The sequence below is a fragment of the Bacillus bruguierae genome, from assembly GCF_037104725.1.
Lineage (GTDB): Bacteria > Bacillota > Bacilli > Bacillales > Bacillaceae_G > Bacillus_A > Bacillus_A bruguierae.
Window position 1 is genome coordinate 39628 of the sequence record NZ_JBAWSX010000014.1, and the last position, 21616, is coordinate 61243.

Below are 21616 nucleotides of genomic sequence, written 5' to 3' on the forward strand. Positions count from 1 at the left end.
CCTTTTACAAAAAAAGAAACCGCCAAACTGGCAGTTTCTTATCCAAATAACTCTTGTAAAATTGTAAGTTTATCTTCTGTATACTTTATATAACCATCATTATATGATTTTGGATCTTTCGGGTTCGCAAAATGCGTAATCGCCCCCGTCTTTGGGTGAACAAATTTACTTGATGCACCGCAACCAAGACCGATAATAGACTGCACTTCTTCCATAATCACAATGTTATAAATGCTTTCCTGACTTGGCATTGCATAGCCAACGTTCTCTAAGTTACCTAAAATATTCTTTTGACGATATAAATAATACGGTACGTAATTATGCTCTTCCGTCCATTTTTCCGCTTCGTGCATCATCGCTGTAATCTCTTCGCGGCCTGCTACTTTATATTTACGCTTATTTTGCGTCATTTCAGAAGCACGCTTAAAGGATAATGTATGCACCGTTAACGATTCTGGCATCAGCTTTTCTGTTTCTTCTAGTGTATGCTTAAAGATATCTAATCCTTCACCTGGAAGACCGATAATTAAATCCATATTAATATTATTCATACCCATTTCGCGAGCAAGGTGATACTTTTCAATCGTTTCTTCTACTGTATGATGACGTCCGATTGCTTTTAATGTTTCTTGATGGTACGACTGCGGATTAATACTAATGCGGTCGATATTCCATTTATTTAACACATCTAGCTTCTCTGGCGTAATCGTATCTGGACGCCCTGCTTCTACCGTTACTTCACGAACTTGCTTTACATCCGGGAACGATTCATACATTTCCTCATACAGCATGTCCATTTCTTCAGCTGTAATACTTGTTGGCGTACCGCCGCCGTAGTAAATCGTCGTTACTTTCACACCTTTTTCTTTTAAAAACTTACCGATTTCACGAACTTCATAATGTAAACCGCCTAAGAATGAATCCACAGACCCTTGGCGTCCATTAATCGCATACGCTGGGAATGTACAATATGCACATTTCGTTGGACAAAACGGAATCCCAATATAAATACTTACTTCTTCTTTTAAACGATATAAATCTGGAACAACAGCTAATTGACAATCCACAATACGCTGCATCAGCTCAATTTTTTCATCATGAATTAAATAGCTTTCACGCAGTTCATTATGCGCTGCTTCTTTTGTCATGCCGCTTTGCAGCATTTTATGAAGAAGCTTCGTTGGGCGCACACCCGTTAAGATGCCCCACTTTTGCTCCACGCCTGTTAACTGCTGAAGAACAGACAAATATACATAAGAGACAACATGCTTCACTTGTTTCATACGTTCCTTTTCTTCCGTAAAGGACGATAAATCTTTCGAAAACGTCTCTTCATACACGTTTCCTGTCGCGATTTCTGTTAAACGAGCAGAAGCCGTCACATTTCCTTCTATATTTATATCAACAATAATATTTGCATCTTCTTGTTCAAATGCTACCGTACTTTCTTCAAAAAATAAGCCGCTAATATTTTGAAGCGGACGTAAAAAACGATCATCTTGTAACGTTTTAATTGAAATTAACAACAATCATCACCTTTTCTATTTTCAAACTTCCTTTAGTTTACTTGAAGGGTGATAGGAGGTCAACAAGGAACTATTGGAGTGAAATAAACCCTCTTTTTTTAGGGAGGCAAGAGCGTCTGGCCATGCATAGGAGCGGTCAGGGCCTTTTTCTGCCACGTGCCGCGCTAAAACAGAAGGACAAAGTGAGTGCATGTCTCTTCTTGTTTGCATAGCAACAATTTATATGCAGAAAACAAGAACGTCTGGTCATGCATAGGAGCGGTCAGGGCCTTTTTTTGCCACGTTCGGCGCAGGTTACTAACAGCGACTTATATGTTCTTCTAAGATACATTTATGTCAAATATCGCAGAATGATCTTTATATTGTGTCGAAAGGTCGATATATCCCAAAAATCGCCGATATATCCTCTAGAGCAGTCGATATATTAGAAATCTCAGGCGAATGCCTGAGATTTCCGATTACCATCTCTTTATTTGCAAGTGATTGTTTAAAAACTTAATTGGAAACTGCTTTCGGAAATGTTCTTTAATCATATATTGTACGCCATTTTCATCATTTGATCGTGTAATCCAATCGGCAGCTTTTTTCAATTCAATCGGTGCATTGCCCATTGCTACTCCTAATCCAACGCTTTCAATAACATCTAAATCTTCGAAGCTATCTCCAATCGCTACCATTTCTTTTAGCTCAATACCGAGATGCTCACCTAATAATTGCAGCCCGCGTAATTTTGATACATGAGGCGGTACGATTTCGATTTGTACTTTCCCGCATTCTATAAAATGCACATTTTCAAATGATTTTTGTAAAGTCGTAAACGCACGCTGCTTTTCGCTTTGACTTGCAAATGTCACATCAATTTTCGGGGCAGCTACCGGTTGATCACGCAGTGCATCACCAAGCGAATCTACAAATTGAACTGGATAAAATAACGGATCCGAAGTGGATAAGACTGTTCGGGCAATTAAATTTGGTGTATGCTGCTGGCGATTACCAATCGAAAACCTTTCATGAGAAATGCGAACGTTACATTCAAAATGTTCGAGTACCTGCACAATATTAAATGTTGTTTCTTCTGATAATCGTTTTTGAATTAACGGTTTATCTAATGAAGATGAAATAAATGCACCTCCATGCGTCACCAATATCGAATCCAGTTTTAATGATTTCGCTACTTTGTGAGCAGATTGAAAATTTCGGTTTGTAAATAGCGTAACGTATACACCTTTTCTCTTTACAAATTCAATTGCTTCGCGCGTTCCTTTTTGTAACTTTCCATTTGAAAGCAGCAATGTTCCATCTATATTAAGAGCTAACAAACGATAAATCATGATGTAGTACCTCCTTTTCTTAGCTGCACTGTTCTATCACTAATTTATGAAATGATGCTGTTAATTAGAACGAGTTGGAATTTGTGCAATGAATTTGCTTTAATAAGATACAAAGCTATGAAAGGAGTTTTCTAAATGAAATGGCCACTCTCTTCGTATGAAGGCGACACATTAGACGTTGCGAAACGGTTACTTGGACATAAACTCGTTCACATTGTAGATGGCATAAAACGAAGCGGAATCATTGTCGAAGTAGAAGCATATAAAGGACCTGATGATAAAGCGGCACATAGCTATGGCGGGCGCCGTACAGAACGAACAGAAATTATGTACGGGGCTCCTGGCCATGCTTACGTATATCTTATTTATGGGATGTATCATTGTTTTAATATCATTACAGCACCAGAAGGTATCCCGCAAGGAGTGTTAATTCGGGCATTAGAGCCAGTAGAAGGTATTGAAGAAATGAAGCAAGCAAGATACGGTAAACAAACGATTACGAAATCACAATTCAAAAACTTAACAAACGGACCTGGAAAGCTCTGCAAAGCACTGGGAATTACGTTAGAACAAAAAGGGCTTCTCCTTACGAGTGATGAGCTATATGTTGAACAGGTTTCTCCAGAACACCACCTTTCTCATACATATAACATCACCGCAGGCCCGCGTATTAATATTGATTACGCCGAAGAAGCGGTGCACTATCCATGGCGTTTTTACTTTCAAGATCATCCGTTTGTTTCGAAATAAAGTGAAACTTCCATCAGTGGGGGTTTTTTTCATCCCCCTCCTATCTTCTTCACTTCTCTCTATCTTGAGGTGGGGGGCTTACTGCCGACGAATAGCGGGATGAACGAAAAAGGTGTTTTCGATACATGAAAACACCTTTTCTTTCCATCACTTCGTATATCTCATATGCTTCTTTTGTTCACGAATATCTAATTCAGGAAGGTGTTCATGAACAAGGATGATGACTTCCTCAATTAACGATTCTAATTCTTTTGTACTTTTTTCTGGATTGCCCATTAAAATAGTAGTCATTCGATCATGAAGATTTTCTGGTTTGATTGTCATGCGTTCAGTATTAAAAGGCATCCATTTAAATGCAGGATGATGCACATACATTTGATTCAATCCAAATAGAACACCAAACAACTTCTTCTGCACCTCACAAATGACATCATAGAACATCAACCAATCTTTTCTTTTCAAAAGTGCTTCGCGGTTATTCCAACGATTTCCAATCCAAAGATTTTCTGAAACCATATGTTTGGAAAGTTCTACAGGATATTCTGCCACTCTATTTTTTAGCATGTTAACTTTTTCTTCTCCGTACAAGCTCACACCATCTTGAATAGAAGCCACAATACATTGTTTATTATAATCCGTTTCATACTTATCCACCACATCAGAAATGAAACGTTCCACTGCCAAAGATAAAAAGTTGCTTATTTCTAATTTAATACCTTCTTTCGTTATATAAGATTCAGACCACTCTTCCTCTTCATAAGGATAATAGGACAAAATCTGTCCTTCCACACGTTGTATCGGTGCCTGACGATCTTCATCTTCTGGTGCTCTTGACCACAAAATATGTAACTCTATATCAGAATTTTCATCATGCCAATTTCTTGATACAGATCCAGCTAAAATAATAGCTTCCACTTTCGGATTTTCTTTATATATAGCTGCCATCTCTATTGATTTCTGTATTAAATTCATGTCATTTCCCCCATAAAAATTTTAAACTCTCTCCCCTAAGCTTTCATACAAATACTTTATTTCTACTAATAGAACAATAATTCCTTCTATTTAAATATTCCATCTTCATACTTGTACAGAAAAAGAAAAAACACTTCCTCGCTTACGAGAAAGTGCCTCTTTCTTATGATTGCATGTATACGTTATATAAGTCTTCAAGCGGCTTCATGATAATTTTGTTTACATCGCCGATTAAGACATTTAGACGTTGCTCTGCTTGCATTAAGTTTGTAATTTTTGCATTTTGTTGTACCATTGCTACAACTTCTTGCGCCTTTTGGTTATCTTCTTCTGTTAATTGCTCACCTTGCATCATTTTTTGCTGAAGCTCCATTTGCATCATACGGAAACGCTCAAATAGTTGTTTCGCCTCTGCGTCTGCTTGTACTTCTGCATAGCTCACTTTTAATGATTGAAAGTCTGGATGTTCTGCAATTGCTTTTTGTAATTCATACGCAACATCATGCATGTTTTTTGTCATTATATATATCCTCCTTGCAGTGTGATACATTATCACACTGTTTATATGTTTTCGATACTTACATACTCTTCTTACGATATCAGACTATGTATCATATGTGAAGTAAATTCACTTTATGACAGTATAATTAATAATAACCCTTGCAGGGCTCCAATTAAGCCGCCAAGTAATGCTCCTAAATACGTAATCATTTTCAATTTGCTTTGTAACTCGTTCTTCCATATGAATCATATCTAGCTTCTTTAACACTTCATGTAATGTTTGCTCGTTCATCAAAAGCTTGTCCGCTGCTGTTTGAGCCCAGCCGATGACCGCGCCTATTCCTGTTGTTGTTAATAAATTTAGCCACATATTCAAACTATATCAACCTTCCGTTTCTCAAATATACATAAATCGCTGCTATACAGAACAAATCGTGACCGCTACTCGCTTTCTCCCTTTGTTTTCGAAAAAACTTCTATGTATGAAGGCAGTTTACCCCGCTATTTGTGGGGTATGAAGAACTCCCACACAGATGGAAGTTTCACTTTATTACATATCCTTCATTATAAATGCTCTATAATGCGCCAGCAAACGAGATACTAGCCTACCTTTGAAAAATATTCTGTATAAAATCCAGAGCAATTGGTATAAGAAATATTTCTTTGAATATTAGTCAATTAGATACACGTTTAACTCCCTATGAAAGGAGGTTGTCTCATGATCCTCGGACTATTAACATCACGTTTCCATCATGAGCGAGAATACTACACAGAAATCGCAAAGCGTGCATGCTCCCATCACATTACCGTTGCACAGTTTACTCCCTTTAACATCAATCCAAAAACAGAGCTTGTTGACGGACTTCTCTTTGATGCCAATCAGCAAGATTGGATAGAGCAGCAATTTGTCATTCCATCTCACATATACAACCGATGCACATACAAAAATGAAAAAAATTTTAAAAAAGCGCTCCCTATTATCAAATGGCTTCAAAGACGCCCGCAATCCTTATTTTTAAACGATGAACTTCCAAATGAAACCGATATGTATGAAATTCTTGTAAAAAACAAAAAACTAGCACCCTATGTTCCCTTAATAAAACACGCAAATGAAAAGACAACGTTACAACTATTACAAATGAAAAAAGATCTGGTTATAAAGCCGTTGCATTCACTTTCCAAACAAAATATGTACCACATTTCTTATCAAAACCGTCTGTTTCATGTTACTACATTAGAACGAAACCACTTTCTAACAAAAAAATTTCAAACAAGAAATACATTTTTATCTTGGTTACAATCATTGCTTCAAACATGTAAGTATACAGTACGGCCTATGGCGCAAGCATCTCCTGTTCATATTCGCTCTCTTTTACAGAAAAACAAACAAGGTACATGGGAAGAGCAAGAAAAGTTAGTTCAAATAGACGACACACCTTGTTCTTTCTTATTTCCTCTTACAGAGCAAACACGTTTTATTCCGTTTACAAAGTGGCAACACCAACTATCAAAAATTGACTTTACATTATTACAAGATAGTTTACACATTATTACGAAAGAAACGCCCAAAGCTTTAGATGGTGTCACTTCTCACCTTTTTGAACTAGAACTTTCTATTATAATGGACAATAACGGCGCTGTTTGGCTATATCAAGTAGATACCAATCCTACTTACACCAATTTTATTCAACACAATGTTGATCTTGCTGAAAAAGTATACACAGCACCGCTTCACTATTACCGCCATATAAGCAGAAGCAAGAACAGTAAACTGGAGATGTAAATATGCTATAAAAAACCCGCCTCAACTTTTTGCTGAGACGGGTTTTCATATAAGCTGTACAGTGATTTCGGTTTGCTTTTCACAAAGCGGGCAATATAAAAGATGAAGGCAATACTGCTCTGAGTCATGTGCAGATAGTCCATCAACTTTCTCTAGCAGTTCTTGATCCTGATATGCACTATATGGTCCTAAATAATCGACCGCTTTCCCGTAATCTTGCAGTTGACTCTTACAATTAGGACAAGTATATTCTTTATACTCTAATGCATTACAAAGCGGACATATCGCCATTTTGATTCCTCCAAAAAAAGGGACGGTATTCCCGTCCCCTATAGCTATTTTCGTTTATTTTTGGAAACCACCTAAATGTTGCTCTGCATAAGACACAAGACGTTTTGTAATTTCACCGCCAACAGATCCGTTTGCGCGTGCTGTTGCATCTGGGCCAAGTTGTACGCCAAACTCAGTTGCGATTTCATACTTCATTTGATCTAAAGCAGCTTGTGCACCTGGAACTGCAAGACTATTGTTTCTAGCCATGTTATCTCACCTCCTTGTATTGGTGTATTCATAGTATGTAAAAGCATATTTTTTCTATCCAAACAAAACATGTGTAATTTTTGACATTGTTTCATTTTACAAATTTTACAAAGTAACAACTCGCATATCTTTCTACGTATCATCCATACTATGAATACAATCACTCCACACGATGGATTAGTGCCAAACGGGGCAATTCTGGTTCAACTCCAGCTAATCCAACCAAAACTCACTCTAAGGAGGACATATACTATGACAAACCAACGTTCTAATCAATTAGTAGTACCTGGTGCAGAGAGCGCTTTAGACCAAATGAAATACGAGATTGCAACTGAATTTGGAGTATCATTAGGTGCTGATACAACAGCTCGTGCAAATGGTTCAGTAGGTGGAGAAATTACAAAGCGTTTAGTAGCAATGGCTGAACAAAGCCTTGGCGGATTTCAAAAATAAATATATATGGCAAAAAGGTCTCAAGCATCGCTTGAGACCTTTCTATATACATACACAAACATAAAACGACTCTTCTTATTTAAAGGAGGGCGAGAGGAACTGGCCGTGCATAGGAGCGGTCAGGGCCTTTTCCTGCCACATGCCATGTTTTAAACAAAAAGAGCAAGCAAGTACATATCACTTTTTGTTTTACATAACAGCAACTCGGATGTTGAAAAATCAAAATAAATCTATATATTACTGCAGCATTTGTAAAAACTTCTTCGTACGCTCTTCTTTCGGATGTACTAACACTTCTTCCGGTGTTCCTTGCTCAACAATGACACCGCCATCCATAAAAATAACACGGTTTGCAATTTGATGTGCAAAGCGCATCTCATGCGTAACAATGACCATCGTCATCCCTTCCTGTGCAAGTTCGCGCATTACTTTTAGCACTTCTTGCACCAGTTCAGGATCAAGCGCTGATGTCGGTTCATCAAATAAAATGACTTGCGGCTCCATTGCCAGCGCGCGGGCAATCCCTACGCGTTGCTGTTGTCCACCTGAAAGCTGAAATGGATATAAATCCATTTTATCACCGAGTCCCACTTTTCTTAGAAAGTACTCTGCTTTTTCTTTTGCCTTCTCTTTTGAAACCTTCTTTACCGTGACAAGGCCTTCCATTACGTTTTCACGAGCTGTAAAATGCGGGAATAAATTGTGATGCTGAAACACCATACCTGTTTGCGTGCGCAAATTCACGATACCCTGCTTCGTCACTTTTTTCGAAAAATCAAGTGTTTCATCACCGATACGAATGACACCGCTATTCGGCGTTTCTAATACGTTTAGACAACGAAGCAATGTCGTCTTCCCAGAACCAGAAGGCCCAATAATCACAACGACTTCACCTTTATCTACGTTCATATCAATTTGCTGCAAAACGGTGTTATCACCGAAACTTTTTTGTAAATGTTGAATTGAAATCATAGAAACAAAAACTCCTTTTAACAAGGATTATTTTAAAATATAACGCTCTGTTCGTTTTTCCAGCATTTGCTGTACAATCGATAATAAGAAACAAATGACCCAGTAAATCAGTCCTGCTTCTGTATAAACGATTAAGAATTCATAGTTTGTCGCTGCAATTTCCTGTGCTTTTCGAAACATTTCTGTTACTAAAATTAATGACGCCAGCGATGTGTCTTTAATCAAACTAATAAATGTATTGGAAAGAGGTGGAATTGAAACGCGCGTTGCCTGCGGCAAAATAACGCGGCGCAGTGCTTGCGGGTACGACATACCAATTGTATACGCAGCTTCCCATTGCCCTTTCGGAATCGATAAAATCGAAGCGCGAATAATTTCTGAAGCGTACGCTCCGACATTTAAAGAAAAACCAATAATGGCTGCTGGAAACGAATCAATTGTAATTCCAATCGTTGGCAGCCCATAAAAAAGAATAAATAACTGAACAAGAAGCGGTGTACCACGAATAATAGATACATAGATGCGTGCAATCCATTCTAACACACGATTTCCAGAAATGCGGCATAGCGCTGTTAACGTCGCTAACGCCAAACCAATTATAAATGTAATCAATGTCAGCGGTATCGTATTGAAAAGAGCACCCTTCAGCATAGGCATGAAGGATGCTTTTGTTATATCAACCCAAACAGATAATCGATCTAAATCCAATATAGCATTACTTAGATACATCTTCACCAAACCATTTCTTCGATATTTTGTCGTAAGTGCCGTCTTTTTTCATGTCATCTAATGCTTTATTTACTTCCGCAACCAATTTGTCACTGCCTTTACGGAACATGAAACCACTTTTTGATGCTTCTTTTTCTGTATCAACAATTTTTACTTTTGCATCCGGTTTTGTTTTTAAGTAATTTAACACAGATAAACGGTCATTAATTGTGAAATCAACGCGGCCTGAGTTTAATAATTCAACCGCTTGGTTAAAGCCTTCTACCCCAACGATTTCTGCACCGTTTTTCTTCGCAATGTCGCTAAAGTTACTCGTTAAAGACTGTGCTGCTTTTAACCCTTTCACATCTGTAAATTTCGCTGGCTTGTCTTTATCTTTTGGAATAACAAGTACTGCTGAAGATGATACGTATGGATTAGAGAAGTCGTATTTCTTTTGGCGATCTTCACGAATTCCGACTTCGTTCGCAATCATATCAACACGCTTTGCATCAAGCCCAGCAAATAAGCTATCCCATTGTGTTTCTTTAAATACTGCTTTCACGCCAAGACGCTTTGCTACTTCTTCTGCAATTTCAACATCAAACCCAGTCAACTTTCCACTTTCATCATGGAATGTGAACGGCGGGTATGTACCTTCTGTACCAACAACAAGCTCTCCGCTCTTCTTAATTTGCTCAAGCGCATCTTTGCTAGTACCCTCTGCTGTATGATCTTTTTCTTGTTTTCCGCAACCTGCTACAACTCCCACAACCAGTAGTGCAAGTACGAAAAATGAAAGTAATTTTTTCATGATGACAATCCTCCAAGTATTCTGATAGGAATTTAAGAATAACATTAACTTATTCTATTCAATCTTGCAACATTTTTCAATTAAAATGTTTTCACTTAGTGTATCCTTTTCGTTCAAAATCAAACGTGTTGAACATCGCGGATATATCGGCAGGCACAAAAAAAGAACTTGCCACCCTGGCAAGTTCTTTAAGAATCTAACACACAATATCCAATCATTCCGCATAATAACAAAAAGAACGCAATGTTAAAGGTAACTGATAATTCCTCCATTTCTATTCCCCCTTTCGTTCAACGTATCATATAACCAAAGGGAGAATACGTCCTACTTGTAAACATTGTTTTAAAATTATCTGAACATTCCGTGAACACTATGCACTTTGACTACCTGCAATTTGCGTTTTGTACATTTCATAGTAACGACCTTGCTTTTCCATCAACTCCTCATGTGAGCCCTTCTCAAGAATCGTTCCGCGGTCTAGTACGATAATTTGGTCAGCGCTTTTAATTGTTGATAAACGGTGGGCAATAATAAATGTCGTTCGCCCTTTTTTCACGACTTCGAGCGCCTGTTGAATCATTGCCTCTGTTTCCGTATCAATGCTGGATGTTGCCTCATCTAAAATTAAAATAGCTGGATCAAAGGCAAGGGCCCGGGCAAAAGAAATGAGCTGCCTTTCACCTGTTGAAAGCGTACTTCCTTTTTCCGTTATTTCTTCCTCAATGTTACCAGCAAAACGCTCTGCACCAACATCACGCAGCGCTTTCACAATCGTTTCCTTCGAAATTCGTTCTTGCTCTAAACTTACATTGGAAGCAACTGTTCCTGTAAATAGAAATGGATCTTGCAGTACAATTCCCATATGTTCGCGAAGCGCTTGTTTTGGCACTTCTTTTATATCGTGTCCATCAATTGTGATGCTGCCTTTTTGAAATTCATAAAACTGAAAGAGTGCATTCATAATCGAACTTTTTCCCGATCCGGTGTGCCCGACTAACGCAATTGTTTCCCCTTGCTTTGCTTCAAAGGAAATATTTCGCAGCACTTCATCTTTCCCGTTATAAGAAAACGAAACGTTATCAAAACGAACATTTCCTCTTATCGACGGAATGTGCTCTTCCTGCACCGCTTCTCCCTTTTCATCTAGCAATTCAAATACACGCTCTGCAGCAACGCGCGCTTGCTCTAAGTTTGCTAACTGATTCACCATATTTGTAATCGGCGAAAATAATCGCGTTAAATAATCAACGAACGCATATAACACACCTAATGAAATCACTCCTGCTGCACTTAATGATGCGCCGCCAAAGTACCAAATCACACCTGTAAATGCAATGTTGCGGAGTACACCAACTAAGTTATGAGACGTCGCTGCATTTAAACTTAAAATTTTATTTTGGTACATATAATACTCTTCATTTAATTGTTCAAATTCTTGTTTTGCCCTGTGCTCTTGACGAAACGCTTGAATGATTGGCATCCCTTGAATGGATTCATTCACTGTTCCATTAATGTCCGACAAGCGTGAGCGCATTTTATGATTGTATGCAGCTGCATATTTTCGATAAAAAATCGCCCACACACATAAAATTGGAATAAGGATTAAACACATAAAAGCAAGCTTTACATCCAATAAGAACAAGGCAACAAAAATACCAATAATATAAATAAAGCTAGAAAAGAATGTCGATAATACCGTTACATATAGTTCGCGAATCGCCTCCGTATCATTTGTCACACGAGAAACAATTTTCCCGGCCGGCAAATGATCAAAGTAGCGAATCGGTAATGTTTGAATGTGAGAAAACATGTCTTCTCGCATAATTTGAATAATTTTATTCGCTGCTTTTTGTAAATAAAATTGTTTTCCATACGCAAAGAGAGACACAACAAGTAATAGTGCTAAATAGCCGCTTCCGAGTATAAGTAGTCGTTTTATTTCTGGCTGATAAAACGAGAAAACTTCTTTCCCTGTCAGCTTCGTTCCTTTATAGACTTGCGCAGCTTCCCCTTTCTGAATCGTCACCATATCTCCTTTTACAGACCGCGTTCCTTCAAGTGAAAGTTTGTTAGGAATAAAATAATAGTCGCGGCCAATTTGAACAATGCGCGCTTCTTTTCCTTTCTGCTCACCTGCTTCAAATCGATCGCTTCGTTTATACCAAGTGTTGTGATAAAAAACAGCATCATCTCCTTTTACTGTTTCATACCAAGGTTTTTCAACACCAACAATATGTTCATCAATCATCGTTTTTGCCACAAACGGCCCAGCTAATTCCGCAATAACGAAAATAAATAACATTGCTAAAGCAATTCCAATCGTTGCTTTTACTTTCATCGCATATTGAAATAATCGTTTTCCAACACTCATATTTTCACCTCGCCTTCTACGATTTCCCCTTGTTGCCTTTCAAACTGTTCTGTATACCAACCGCCCTTTTGAATCAGCATGTCATGCGTTCCTTCTTCAATGATTTCACCATTATCCATCACGAGAATCCAATCCGCATGCTGCGTTGCGGATAAACGATGCGTCGTAATAATCGTCGTTTTCCCGCTTCGTTCTTTCCTGATATTTTCAATAATTGCGGCTTCCGTTCTTGCATCAACCGCTGATAATGAATCGTCTAAAATTAAAATTTCTGGGTTTTGAATGACTGCACGTGCAATGGAAATACGCTGTTTTTGCCCGCCAGATAGCGATACACCTTTTTCTCCAACAAGCGTTTCTAGTCCATCCGTCAAAAATTCCAAGTCTTTCGTAAAAGCAGCAATTTCAATTGCCTTTTGCAGCTCCTCTTCACTTGCCTCTCGGTTACCAAATAAAATATTTTCCCGCGCTGTTTTTGAAAACAGAATGTGTTCTTGCGGAACATATCCAACCCAGCTTAATACTTGATCAATGTGAATGTTTTGCAGCGGTATACCTGACACTGTAATTTCCCCTGTTCCGAGCGGATACTGGCGCAGAAGCTGCCGAACGAGCGTCGTTTTTCCGCTCCCTGTTTTCCCAACAATCCCAAGCGTTTCTCCTCTGCTAAGCGAAAACGAAACGTTTTTTAAATTTAGCGTAGAAGATGTCGGATATGAAAAAGATACATCTTCAAAATCAATACAATCTGGCTGATGTACGCGAAGTGGTTTCTTTACGTTTTGTACATCTTGCTTATATGCTAACGTTTCATTTACACGATCAAGTGAAGCATTCCCGCGCTGCATCACGTTAATCAGCTCACCAATTGCAAACATCGGCCAAATCATCATACCAAGGTACACATTAAACGATACAAGTTCTCCAAGTGTTACCTCGTTTTGAAATACTAAAAACGCTCCGTACACAAGGCCAATTAAATAACTCATCCCAACAAGCATCTTCACTGTCGGTTGAAAAAGCGAATCAATTTTTGCGACTTTCATATTCTTTGCATATACATCTGTCACTAACGTATTAAAGCGCTTCTCATCTTCTCTTTCCTGTACATAAGCGCGAACCACACGTACACCAGCAATCGACTCCAGCACTTTATCATTCATATCTCCAAATGCATCTTGAGCAACTGTAAAGCGCTCATGTAATTTCTTTCCATAAGCACTCACTGCATACGCCATAATCGGCAGCGGTAGTAATGCAGCAAATGTTAACTTCCAACTAATTGAAATACCCATCATAAGTACAATTGTCAGCATATATAAACTCGAATCAACGAGCGTTAAAATACCAAATCCAGCTGTCATGGCAATTGCCTTCAAATCGTTCGTTGCTCTTGCCATTAAATCACCTGTACGGTTTTTCTGATAGAAAGTTGGCGTCATCTTCAGCAAATGTCCCATAAATTTGGAACGCATCGTTTTTTCAAGCACAAATGCACCGCCAAATAACTGATATTGCCACACATAAGAAAGTATATAACCGGCGGCTGCTGCCCCGAGCAACATTCCTACATATTTCATAATCCCCGCATTTGTTAAATCCCCAGCTTTTATATCATCAATTGCTAATCCAATTAACTTTGGCGGGATCACCTCAACGACATTGACAATAAGTAAACAACCAATGGCAATACTATACCTTTTCCAATGCATTTTAAAAAACCATGTTAATTTTTGTAATACAGAAAACAATGTAACCTCTCCCTTCTCGTTGTTGTATAAGCATAGGCTCGTTATCCGCTATCTAGCGTCTCCGTTTTTACCATACGCACCTCATACTTTTCCATCGTCATTCCTACCTTTCTAAAATGAATTATTGAAACTATACAAATGTATAGGAACAATCTAAAAAAAGGGACAAAAAAAGGCATACCGTCGCTTTAACGATATGCGAAAAACGCATAAAAGCGTACGTCACGGCACACGCAACGTACGCTTTCTTTTTAAACTAACAAGAAGCGTTATTTGTCCGTAGAGGTTGCGTGATGATATTTATTGTGTAAAACACCTAAGCCATTCATATATACGATTACAATCATCACGCGCACCTCCTTCTTCTTTTATTTTCCATTTTTAATTGTATAACTTTAAAGACTTTTCTGTCAATTATTTTTTTATTTTAAGATCTGTTAAATAAAAATGTTGATTTTGAATAAATTCGATAAAGTATTAAACATCGTAATAATAATATAACGGTTAGCAAAACGAGTTGATCGGTTAATAATTCTTTAACAGAGCCTTATTTCATAATGAAGAAAGCGAATGCAAAAACCGTGCCAAAAATAGATTTCACAAACATTTCATTTGAATTATTTTTTCAAACCTCATACAATCACCATATACTCACTCTTACAAGTCACTATATTTTTAGGAGGACTTACGATGCAAACTAGCAAGACGTATAAATTTTATATAAATGGAGAATGGAAAGAAAGCTCCTCGGGGCAAACAATCGACATTTCCTCTCCTTATCTTCATGAAGTAATCGGACAAGTACAAGCAATTACTCGCACGGAAGTAGATGAAGCGATTCAATTGGCGAAAGAAGCTCAAAAAGACTGGTCCGAAGCGTCTCTTCAAGATCGTGCACAATATTTATATAAATGGGCTGATGAGCTCGTGAATATGCAAGATGAAATTGCCGATATCATCATGAAAGAAGTCGGCAAAGGATATAAAGATGCACAAAAAGAAGTTGTTCGTACAGCTGATTTCATTCGTTACACAGTAGATGAAGCTATGCATATGCATGGTGAAAGTATGATGGGCGACAGCTTCCCTGGCGGCGCTAAATCTAAACTTGCAATTATTCAGCGCGCTCCGCTTGGCGTCGTTCTTGCCATCTCACCATTTAACTATCCTGTCAACTTAGCAGCTGCCAAGCTTGCACCGGCCCTTATTACAGGAAACGCCGTTATCTTTAAACCGGCTACACAAGGTGCAATTAGCGGTATTAAAATGATTGAAGCCTTGCATAAAGCAGGCCTTCCAAAAGGACTTGTTAACGTAGTAACAGGACGTGGTTCTGTCATTGGTGATTACTTAGTAGAGCATTCTGGCATCGATATGGTATCGTTCACAGGTGGTACACACACAGGAACGCATTTAGCGAAAAAAGCGGCAATGATCCCACTTGTCCTTGAACTTGGCGGAAAAGATCCTGGTATTGTACGCGAGGACGCAGACTTACAAGAAGCTGCCAAACATATTATTAGCGGGGCATTCTCTTACTCCGGTCAACGATGCACAGCGATTAAACGCGTACTTGTACATGAACATGTAGCAGATGAACTTGTTCGCTTATTAAAAGATGAAATTGCAAAGTTATCTGTTGGTTCTCCGGAACAAGACAGCACGATCGTACCATTAATCGATGATAAATCTGCTGATTTCGTTCAAAGTTTAGTAGACGATGCAGTGCAAAAAGGTGCAACTGTTGTCATCGGCAACAAACGTGAGCGTAACTTAATCTATCCAACACTTCTTGATCATGTAACGGAAGATATGAAAGTCGCTTGGGAAGAGCCATTCGGTCCGATTCTTCCAGTCATTCGCGTTTCTTCTGACGAACAAGCAATTGAAATTGCAAACAAATCTGAGTTTGGTTTACAAGCAAGTGTATTTACAAAAGATATTAACAAAGCATTTCACATCGCAAACAAAATTGAAACAGGCTCTGTTCAAATTAACGGACGCACTGAGCGCGGCCCAGATCACTTCCCATTCATCGGTGTAAAAGGTTCTGGTATGGGCGCACAAGGTATTCGTAAAAGCCTTGAATCTATGACACGCGAGAAAGTAACAGTATTGAATTTGATGTAAAGACAGAAAACCTCTTTTTTAGGTGGGCGAGAGCACCTGGCCATGCATAGTAGCGGTCAGGGCTTTTTTCTGCCACTTGCGAGGTTTCAAACAAAAAAACAAAGTAAAAAGAAGTAGAAAATAATTTCTACTTCTTTTTATATTTTATAAAAATGGTTGCTAGCACTATATTTCTCTCGCACACACTCTATATCATTTTCATATATATATATTAACTTCTGATAGAGAGGAGGCGTTCTTATGGCAGTATCAAGATTAAACGGCCTAGTGGAAGGCGACAAAATTCGTGTGTTTTCAGCAGGACGTGAAATTGACGGTCAAGGCGTTTTCATTCGCGTAGAAAACAACTTCTTAGTTTGGGTTGATAACTTTGCAAATATCAACGTTACAAGCTTAGATACAATTAGCGTTCGTAAAGTTTCCTAATTACCTATAAAATTGTTTTACACTTTCACAAAAAGACACTGGGTCTATATCAAAAGGAGTTATATTAATCCTTTTTGAATAGACTCTGTTCAGATTAACGATGCACAAACTATTCGTAAGAATTTTGAATCTATGACGTGTGAGAAAATAACAGTATTGCATGTAATGTAACTCTATAAAAATGGTTGCTAGTACTACCTCTCTCTCGCACACACTCTCTAACATTTTCATATATATATATTAACTTCTGATAGAGAGGAGGCGGACTCATGGCAGTATCAAGATTAAACGGCTTAGTAGAAGGCGATAAAATTCGCGTTTTTTCAGCAGGAAATGAAATTGACGCTCAAGGTGTTTTCATTCGTGTAGACAACAACTTCTTAATCTGGGTGGATAGCTTTGCAAATATTAACATTACAAGTTTAGATACAATTAGCATTCGTAAAGTTTCCTAATTACCTATAAAATTATTTAACCCTTTCACAAAAAGATACTGGGCCTATTCAAAAAGAGTTATACATACCCTTTTTGAATAGACTCTTTTTTTATAATACGCTTTACACTTTTTATATGACTAATGGTTAAATCATAATCTACGTTAATCCAATATAACCATTCATTTGTACACTCAATAAAGATCCCTTCTGTACTTGTTTCCCCGTCAAATACTTCTATCTTATCTCCTAACGAAAAAAGAGGAGGTAATGCACTCTTTTCTGTTTTTTTACTTACATTCGTTTGTATATTATAGAGTAACCTCATACATTGTTCTAAAGAAACTGCGAGTTCTTCATTTTGTTTTTTTAGCTCCTCTATCGGATCCGGTTTTTCACACCTGTACATTTCCTTTCCACATATAAAACAGTTTCTCTTTAACCAGCTCTCCATCCGTTTATCCCTCTCAAATAAAGTGCTCTTCATGATAAAAGCTGCACTTTCTCCTTCTTTTATATACATATTGTATGATGCAAATCCAGAAGTTGTTTCATTATTTAAAACATACTTTATTATCTCAATCATCTGATTATATTTATTTGCATTGACGAATAAAAATCCATTTGTTACCCTTGGTTATGTTAACTTTATATATAAATCCTCATTCGTATCTCGGTGAGGTAGAGGTTGCAATTATTAATAGTATGATTTGGGAGATGTGTGGCATCGCTGAACAAATCTGAAAGGAATAATTGCCGAAGCAAGAAGTATCCACAACGCTTTTTTGCTGGGTCTGCATTGAATAAGTGCAGGACTGTCACAAGCTGTTTGCTTGTGGAGAGCTATCGAGAGATATGTCCGTGGGTTTCTTAATAAGATTGAGAAGCGCGTGAACATATACGCGCTTTTTTGTTTTGTTTGGAACTTCAAACACATACATATCTCCTCGCTTGACTTGGTTATACTAATTTTGGAGGTAGTTTCTATGCAACAAAAAAAATGGGGTTTTTGGGTACTCACTGCATTTGTAGTTGGAAATATGGTCGGAGCTGGTATTTTCATGGTTCCGAGTACATTAGCACAAACAGCTAGTCCTCTTGGTGTTACATTAGCTTGGTTAACGACAGGATTTGGCGTGTTAATGTTAGCTCTTGTTTTCGGTAATTTAGCAATTCGTCGTCCCGATTTAACAACAGGTCCGCAAAGTCATGCTTATGCACTCTTTTCTTCACAAAAAACGAAAAAAATGGCGGGTTTTAGCATCGTATGGGGCTACTGGGTTGCAAACTGGGCAAGTAACGTAGCGATCATTACATCATTTGCTGGTTATTTATCGCTCTTTTTCCCAATTATGAAAGATACGCATGTATTATTTTCAATCGGAACGTTCAACATTGAAGTTGGAAAACTAATTACGTTCTCTATTTGTACCCTTTTACTGTGGGGGACACATATGATTTTAACGAACGGCATAAACGGTGCTGGGAAATTGAACTTCCTTGCAACAACAACGAAAGTAACAGGATTCCTTCTCTTCATTGTGGTAACGTTATTTGCCTTCCAAGCATCTAAACTTGGACAATGGTATACACCGATTATTGATAAAGAAGGCGTTTCACACGGACTATTATCACAAGTAAACTTAGCTGCCTTAACAACACTTTGGGCCTTTATCGGCATCGAGTCAGCTGTCTTATTATCAAACCGTGCTGTTTCACCAAAAACAGTAAAACGCGCAACTGTTACTGGCTTACTATTAACAGTTGGTATCTATTTAGGAATTACAATCTTAACAATGGGCGTTCTTCATGTCGATAAACTACAAGCATCTGAACGACCATTAGCAGATGCATTATCTGCAGCAATGGGACATGGCGGCGGAAAATTAATGGCGCTGCTTGCACTTACTTCTTTATTTGGATCCATCCTAGGTTGGGTTTTATTAAGTTCAGAAGTACCATATCAAGCAGCAAAAGAAGGATTCTTTCCATCTTTCTTTACAAAAACAAATAAAAAAGGGAGCCCGATTTATTCGCTTCGTATAACAAACATTATGTCGCAAGTGTTCCTATTCTCAACACTATCCGGGACAATTGCCGAGGCGTATACATTTGTTATTACCGTTTCAACACTTGCCTACTTAATTCCATATCTCGTTTCACCAATCTTCCAGCTTAAACTTGTTATGACAGGTGAAACATACGAAAATCAAAAAGGTTCTCGTATCATAGATGGAATCATTGCGGCTATTGCACTTATTTATGCACTATGGGTTATTAAAACAGGATCTTCTGATGTGAAAACATTCCTGCTTGGCATTGGATTATTTATCGTCGGATTTGCATTCTATCCATTAATGAAACGTGATGAGAAAAAAGAGAAACAAAACGAGCAAGTTGCCTAAAAAGGTAGCTTGCTTTTTTATGTACATATAAAGAAAGAAAACCTCTTCTTTAGGGTGGACGAGAGCATCTGGCCGTGTGTGGTAGCGGTCAGGACCTTTTTCTGCCACGTGCGGTGTGAAAACAAAAGATATTTTCCAAATTCACCCATGATATCGTGATGTGCATATGATAAAATAACAGAAAAAGGAATAAGGAGTATTTGCAACATGTTACAAGTTTTCAAAAAGAGAAGTGTTGTGCACATTATAGGATATTTATTAGGGATTCTTGGATGCGTTCTCAATTTAACTGTGTGTATTCGCAAATTTTATTTAAATATGGAAATGATAATAGCTCTTTCCTGCCTGCTCATATCGACAATTTTTGTCTTATTCGCGATTATTCTAAACCGCCCATCTCTTATGTGTTTAGCTGTCTTCCCTACTTTACCTATTATGTCTTTGCCTATAATGGTATTAATAATAGCTAATTGCATGTATATTGCAGCAAGCCTATGCATGACAACCGAACACATACCTAAAAAAGGAAAACAGAAAAATAAAAGACTAGAACATTTTCGAAAAAATGGGTATTGAGTCGCTTCGAAGACCTGTTCATATATTTCAAATCGTAACAATCTACAATATAGAGGTGGCTATAGTGACAATCGAAACACTTTGGACGAGTCGTTTCCAGCAACATCTACAAAAAATCACGATGTACTTTGCTCGTATTGTAAGTGGTCTAGTTTATAGCTTCCTTATTCTTTTTGGCACTGGCGGCTATTATTATGCAAAATTTCTTCGTTCCTTTCCATCTGAGTCTGTTGCATTAACCATTGTGATGATTTTACTTACGGTTATACTCACTCGTTCTCCCATTCGAACATTTTTACAAAAGCCAGATATCCTATATCTATTGCCGATAGAAGAAAAACTAGCCTACTATGTTAAGCGTTCTCTTTTATATAGTTATATCATGCAACTCTTTCCATTATTATGCGCGGTACTCATCATTACACCTCTTGCCCAGCAATCATTACATACAACTCCCGCTTTTTTATGCGGAGTCTTTGTCATTCTTGCTTTTATAAAGTGGTGGAATATGTACATACATTGGACATATAGAAATACAGACTTTGCTTCATACTGGTTACTTATTCGGATATTCTGCAATGCAGCTATTACATATACAATATTTCAATTCTCTTCCATTACGGTTGTAGGAAGTATACTCCTTGTCATAACGCTCTTATTTTTATATACGATGAACAAACAAAAAAGGCACATTCGTTGGGAATATTTAATAGAGCAAGAAGAACAAATGGACATGCGCTTTTATCAATTTGTACATTTCTTTACAGATGTACCGCAAATTAAACAACAAGTCAAACAAAGAAAGTGGCTCACCACCTGGATTGAACAAATCTTGTATAAAAAACAATCTCCTTTTTTATATTTGTATAGTTTATCCTTTGTACGTACTAACGATTACTTTGGTATGTATATACGATTAACTTTAGTAGGAGGCTTTCTTTCCTACTACATTCCCACCTTTATTGGAAAAGGAATCGTCACGTTATGTTTCCTATACATATCATTTTTACAACTTCGTGCTCTTTGGAATTATTTTTCGGGAAATAGTATTGTAGCATTGTATCCAGTTTCACTTGTAGAGCGAAAGCGGGCTTTTATGACGTTTATCTATAGAGTGAGTTTTATACAGTTTTTGTTCTTTTTCGGGGTTATTTTACTGAAATAAAAAGAATC

Annotated in this window: 21 protein-coding genes and 1 riboswitch; of the genes, 8 read left to right on the plus strand and 13 right to left on the minus strand. The window is 37.8% G+C overall.

Annotated elements, in window-relative coordinates; all coding sequences use genetic code 11:
- Window positions 1-38: 38 nt before the first annotated feature.
- Both WAZ07_RS19750 and WAZ07_RS19755 read right to left on the minus strand, forming a co-directional pair.
- The gene (locus tag WAZ07_RS19750; RefSeq protein WP_336473801.1) at window positions 39-1529 is read right to left on the minus strand and encodes a coproporphyrinogen III oxidase; all 1491 of its coding nucleotides are present in this window, start codon (window positions 1527-1529) and stop codon (window positions 39-41) included.
- 455 nt (window positions 1530-1984) lie between these two features.
- Window positions 1985-2857, minus strand: coding sequence for a Cof-type HAD-IIB family hydrolase (locus tag WAZ07_RS19755; RefSeq protein WP_090918461.1), 873 nt, complete (start codon window positions 2855-2857; stop codon window positions 1985-1987).
- A gap of 135 nt (window positions 2858-2992) precedes the next feature.
- Between WAZ07_RS19755 and WAZ07_RS19760 the strand changes: the two genes are divergently transcribed.
- Window positions 2993-3607 carry a DNA-3-methyladenine glycosylase gene (locus WAZ07_RS19760; protein WP_336473802.1) on the plus strand — a complete coding sequence of 205 codons (615 nt, stop codon included), beginning with the start codon at window positions 2993-2995 and terminating at the stop codon, window positions 3605-3607.
- A gap of 147 nt (window positions 3608-3754) precedes the next feature.
- Here the strand turns inward: WAZ07_RS19760 and WAZ07_RS19765 are convergent, their stop codons facing one another.
- The 3 genes from WAZ07_RS19765 to WAZ07_RS19775 form a co-directional block, all read right to left on the minus strand.
- Entirely contained in the window at window positions 3755-4579 is an 825-nt protein-coding gene (locus tag WAZ07_RS19765) for a DUF4037 domain-containing protein (protein WP_336473803.1), read from the minus strand.
- A gap of 163 nt (window positions 4580-4742) precedes the next feature.
- Window positions 4743-5099: a YlbF/YmcA family competence regulator gene (locus tag WAZ07_RS19770; protein ID WP_090918467.1), complete on the minus strand. Its 357-nt coding sequence runs from the start codon at window positions 5097-5099 to the stop codon at window positions 4743-4745.
- Window positions 5100-5207: 108 nt separating this feature from the next.
- Window positions 5208-5456 (minus strand): hypothetical protein, encoded by a 249-nt coding sequence (locus WAZ07_RS19775; RefSeq protein ID WP_336473804.1) that lies wholly within the window; start codon window positions 5454-5456, stop codon window positions 5208-5210.
- Window positions 5457-5798: 342 nt separating this feature from the next.
- Here WAZ07_RS19775 and WAZ07_RS19780 point away from each other — a divergent pair, with 342 nt between their 5' ends.
- On the plus strand, window positions 5799-6863 hold the full coding sequence (locus WAZ07_RS19780) for a YheC/YheD family protein (protein WP_336473805.1): 1065 nt from the start codon (window positions 5799-5801) through the stop codon (window positions 6861-6863).
- Between the two features lie 45 nt (window positions 6864-6908).
- Here WAZ07_RS19780 and WAZ07_RS19785 read toward each other — a convergent pair whose 3' ends face one another.
- Window positions 6909-7154 (minus strand): hypothetical protein, encoded by a 246-nt coding sequence (locus WAZ07_RS19785; protein ID WP_336473806.1) that lies wholly within the window; start codon window positions 7152-7154, stop codon window positions 6909-6911.
- A 54-nt stretch (window positions 7155-7208) separates the two neighbouring features.
- Entirely contained in the window at window positions 7209-7403 is a 195-nt protein-coding gene (locus tag WAZ07_RS19790; protein WP_090918472.1) for an alpha/beta-type small acid-soluble spore protein, read from the minus strand.
- A gap of 252 nt (window positions 7404-7655) precedes the next feature.
- On the opposite strand from WAZ07_RS19790, the gene WAZ07_RS19795 reads away from it, so the two are divergent.
- Window positions 7656-7856 (plus strand): alpha/beta-type small acid-soluble spore protein, encoded by a 201-nt coding sequence (locus WAZ07_RS19795; protein WP_090918474.1) that lies wholly within the window; start codon window positions 7656-7658, stop codon window positions 7854-7856.
- Window positions 7857-8093: 237 nt separating this feature from the next.
- On the opposite strand, the gene WAZ07_RS19800 is transcribed toward WAZ07_RS19795, so the two are convergent.
- The 5 genes from WAZ07_RS19800 to WAZ07_RS19820 all read right to left on the minus strand — a co-directional run bounded on the left by WAZ07_RS19800 (window position 8094) and on the right by WAZ07_RS19820 (window position 14472).
- Entirely contained in the window at window positions 8094-8828 is a 735-nt protein-coding gene (locus WAZ07_RS19800; protein ID WP_336473807.1) for an amino acid ABC transporter ATP-binding protein, read from the minus strand.
- A gap of 27 nt (window positions 8829-8855) precedes the next feature.
- A complete protein-coding gene (locus tag WAZ07_RS19805; protein ID WP_336473857.1) occupies window positions 8856-9557 on the minus strand; it encodes an amino acid ABC transporter permease in 702 nt (233 codons plus the stop codon).
- A complete protein-coding gene (locus WAZ07_RS19810) occupies window positions 9544-10350 on the minus strand; it encodes an amino acid ABC transporter substrate-binding protein (RefSeq protein WP_336473808.1) in 807 nt (268 codons plus the stop codon). The genes WAZ07_RS19805 and WAZ07_RS19810 overlap by 14 nt, the downstream gene beginning before the upstream one ends.
- A 370-nt stretch (window positions 10351-10720) precedes the next feature.
- The gene (locus tag WAZ07_RS19815; RefSeq protein ID WP_336473809.1) at window positions 10721-12721 is read right to left on the minus strand and encodes an ABC transporter ATP-binding protein; all 2001 of its coding nucleotides are present in this window, start codon (window positions 12719-12721) and stop codon (window positions 10721-10723) included.
- Window positions 12718-14472, minus strand: a complete 1755-nt coding sequence (locus WAZ07_RS19820; protein WP_336473810.1) for an ABC transporter ATP-binding protein — start codon at window positions 14470-14472, stop codon at window positions 12718-12720. The genes WAZ07_RS19815 and WAZ07_RS19820 overlap by 4 nt, the downstream gene beginning before the upstream one ends.
- Before the next feature lie 690 nt (window positions 14473-15162).
- On the opposite strand from WAZ07_RS19820, the gene WAZ07_RS19825 reads away from it, so the two are divergent.
- The 3 genes from WAZ07_RS19825 to WAZ07_RS19835 all read left to right on the plus strand — a co-directional run bounded on the left by WAZ07_RS19825 (window position 15163) and on the right by WAZ07_RS19835 (window position 17483).
- Window positions 15163-16602 carry an NADP-dependent glyceraldehyde-3-phosphate dehydrogenase gene (locus WAZ07_RS19825; protein WP_336473811.1) on the plus strand — a complete coding sequence of 480 codons (1440 nt, stop codon included), beginning with the start codon at window positions 15163-15165 and terminating at the stop codon, window positions 16600-16602.
- Between the two features lie 240 nt (window positions 16603-16842).
- Window positions 16843-17028, plus strand: a complete 186-nt coding sequence (locus tag WAZ07_RS19830; protein WP_336473812.1) for a hypothetical protein — start codon at window positions 16843-16845, stop codon at window positions 17026-17028.
- A gap of 269 nt (window positions 17029-17297) precedes the next feature.
- On the plus strand, window positions 17298-17483 hold the full coding sequence (locus tag WAZ07_RS19835; protein ID WP_336473813.1) for a hypothetical protein: 186 nt from the start codon (window positions 17298-17300) through the stop codon (window positions 17481-17483).
- A gap of 58 nt (window positions 17484-17541) precedes the next feature.
- Here the strand turns inward: WAZ07_RS19835 and WAZ07_RS19840 are convergent, their stop codons facing one another.
- Window positions 17542-17871, minus strand: coding sequence for a hypothetical protein (locus tag WAZ07_RS19840; RefSeq protein ID WP_336473814.1), 330 nt, complete (start codon window positions 17869-17871; stop codon window positions 17542-17544).
- 265 nt (window positions 17872-18136) lie between these two features.
- Window positions 18137-18316, plus strand: a riboswitch (Lysine riboswitch).
- 132 nt (window positions 18317-18448) lie between these two features.
- On the opposite strand from WAZ07_RS19840, the gene WAZ07_RS19845 reads away from it, so the two are divergent.
- Window positions 18449-19867: an amino acid permease gene (locus WAZ07_RS19845; RefSeq protein ID WP_090918492.1), complete on the plus strand. Its 1419-nt coding sequence runs from the start codon at window positions 18449-18451 to the stop codon at window positions 19865-19867.
- Window positions 19868-20507: 640 nt separating this feature from the next.
- The gene (locus WAZ07_RS19850) at window positions 20508-21608 is read left to right on the plus strand and encodes an ABC transporter permease (RefSeq protein WP_336473815.1); all 1101 of its coding nucleotides are present in this window, start codon (window positions 20508-20510) and stop codon (window positions 21606-21608) included.
- Window positions 21609-21616 lie beyond the last annotated feature (8 nt).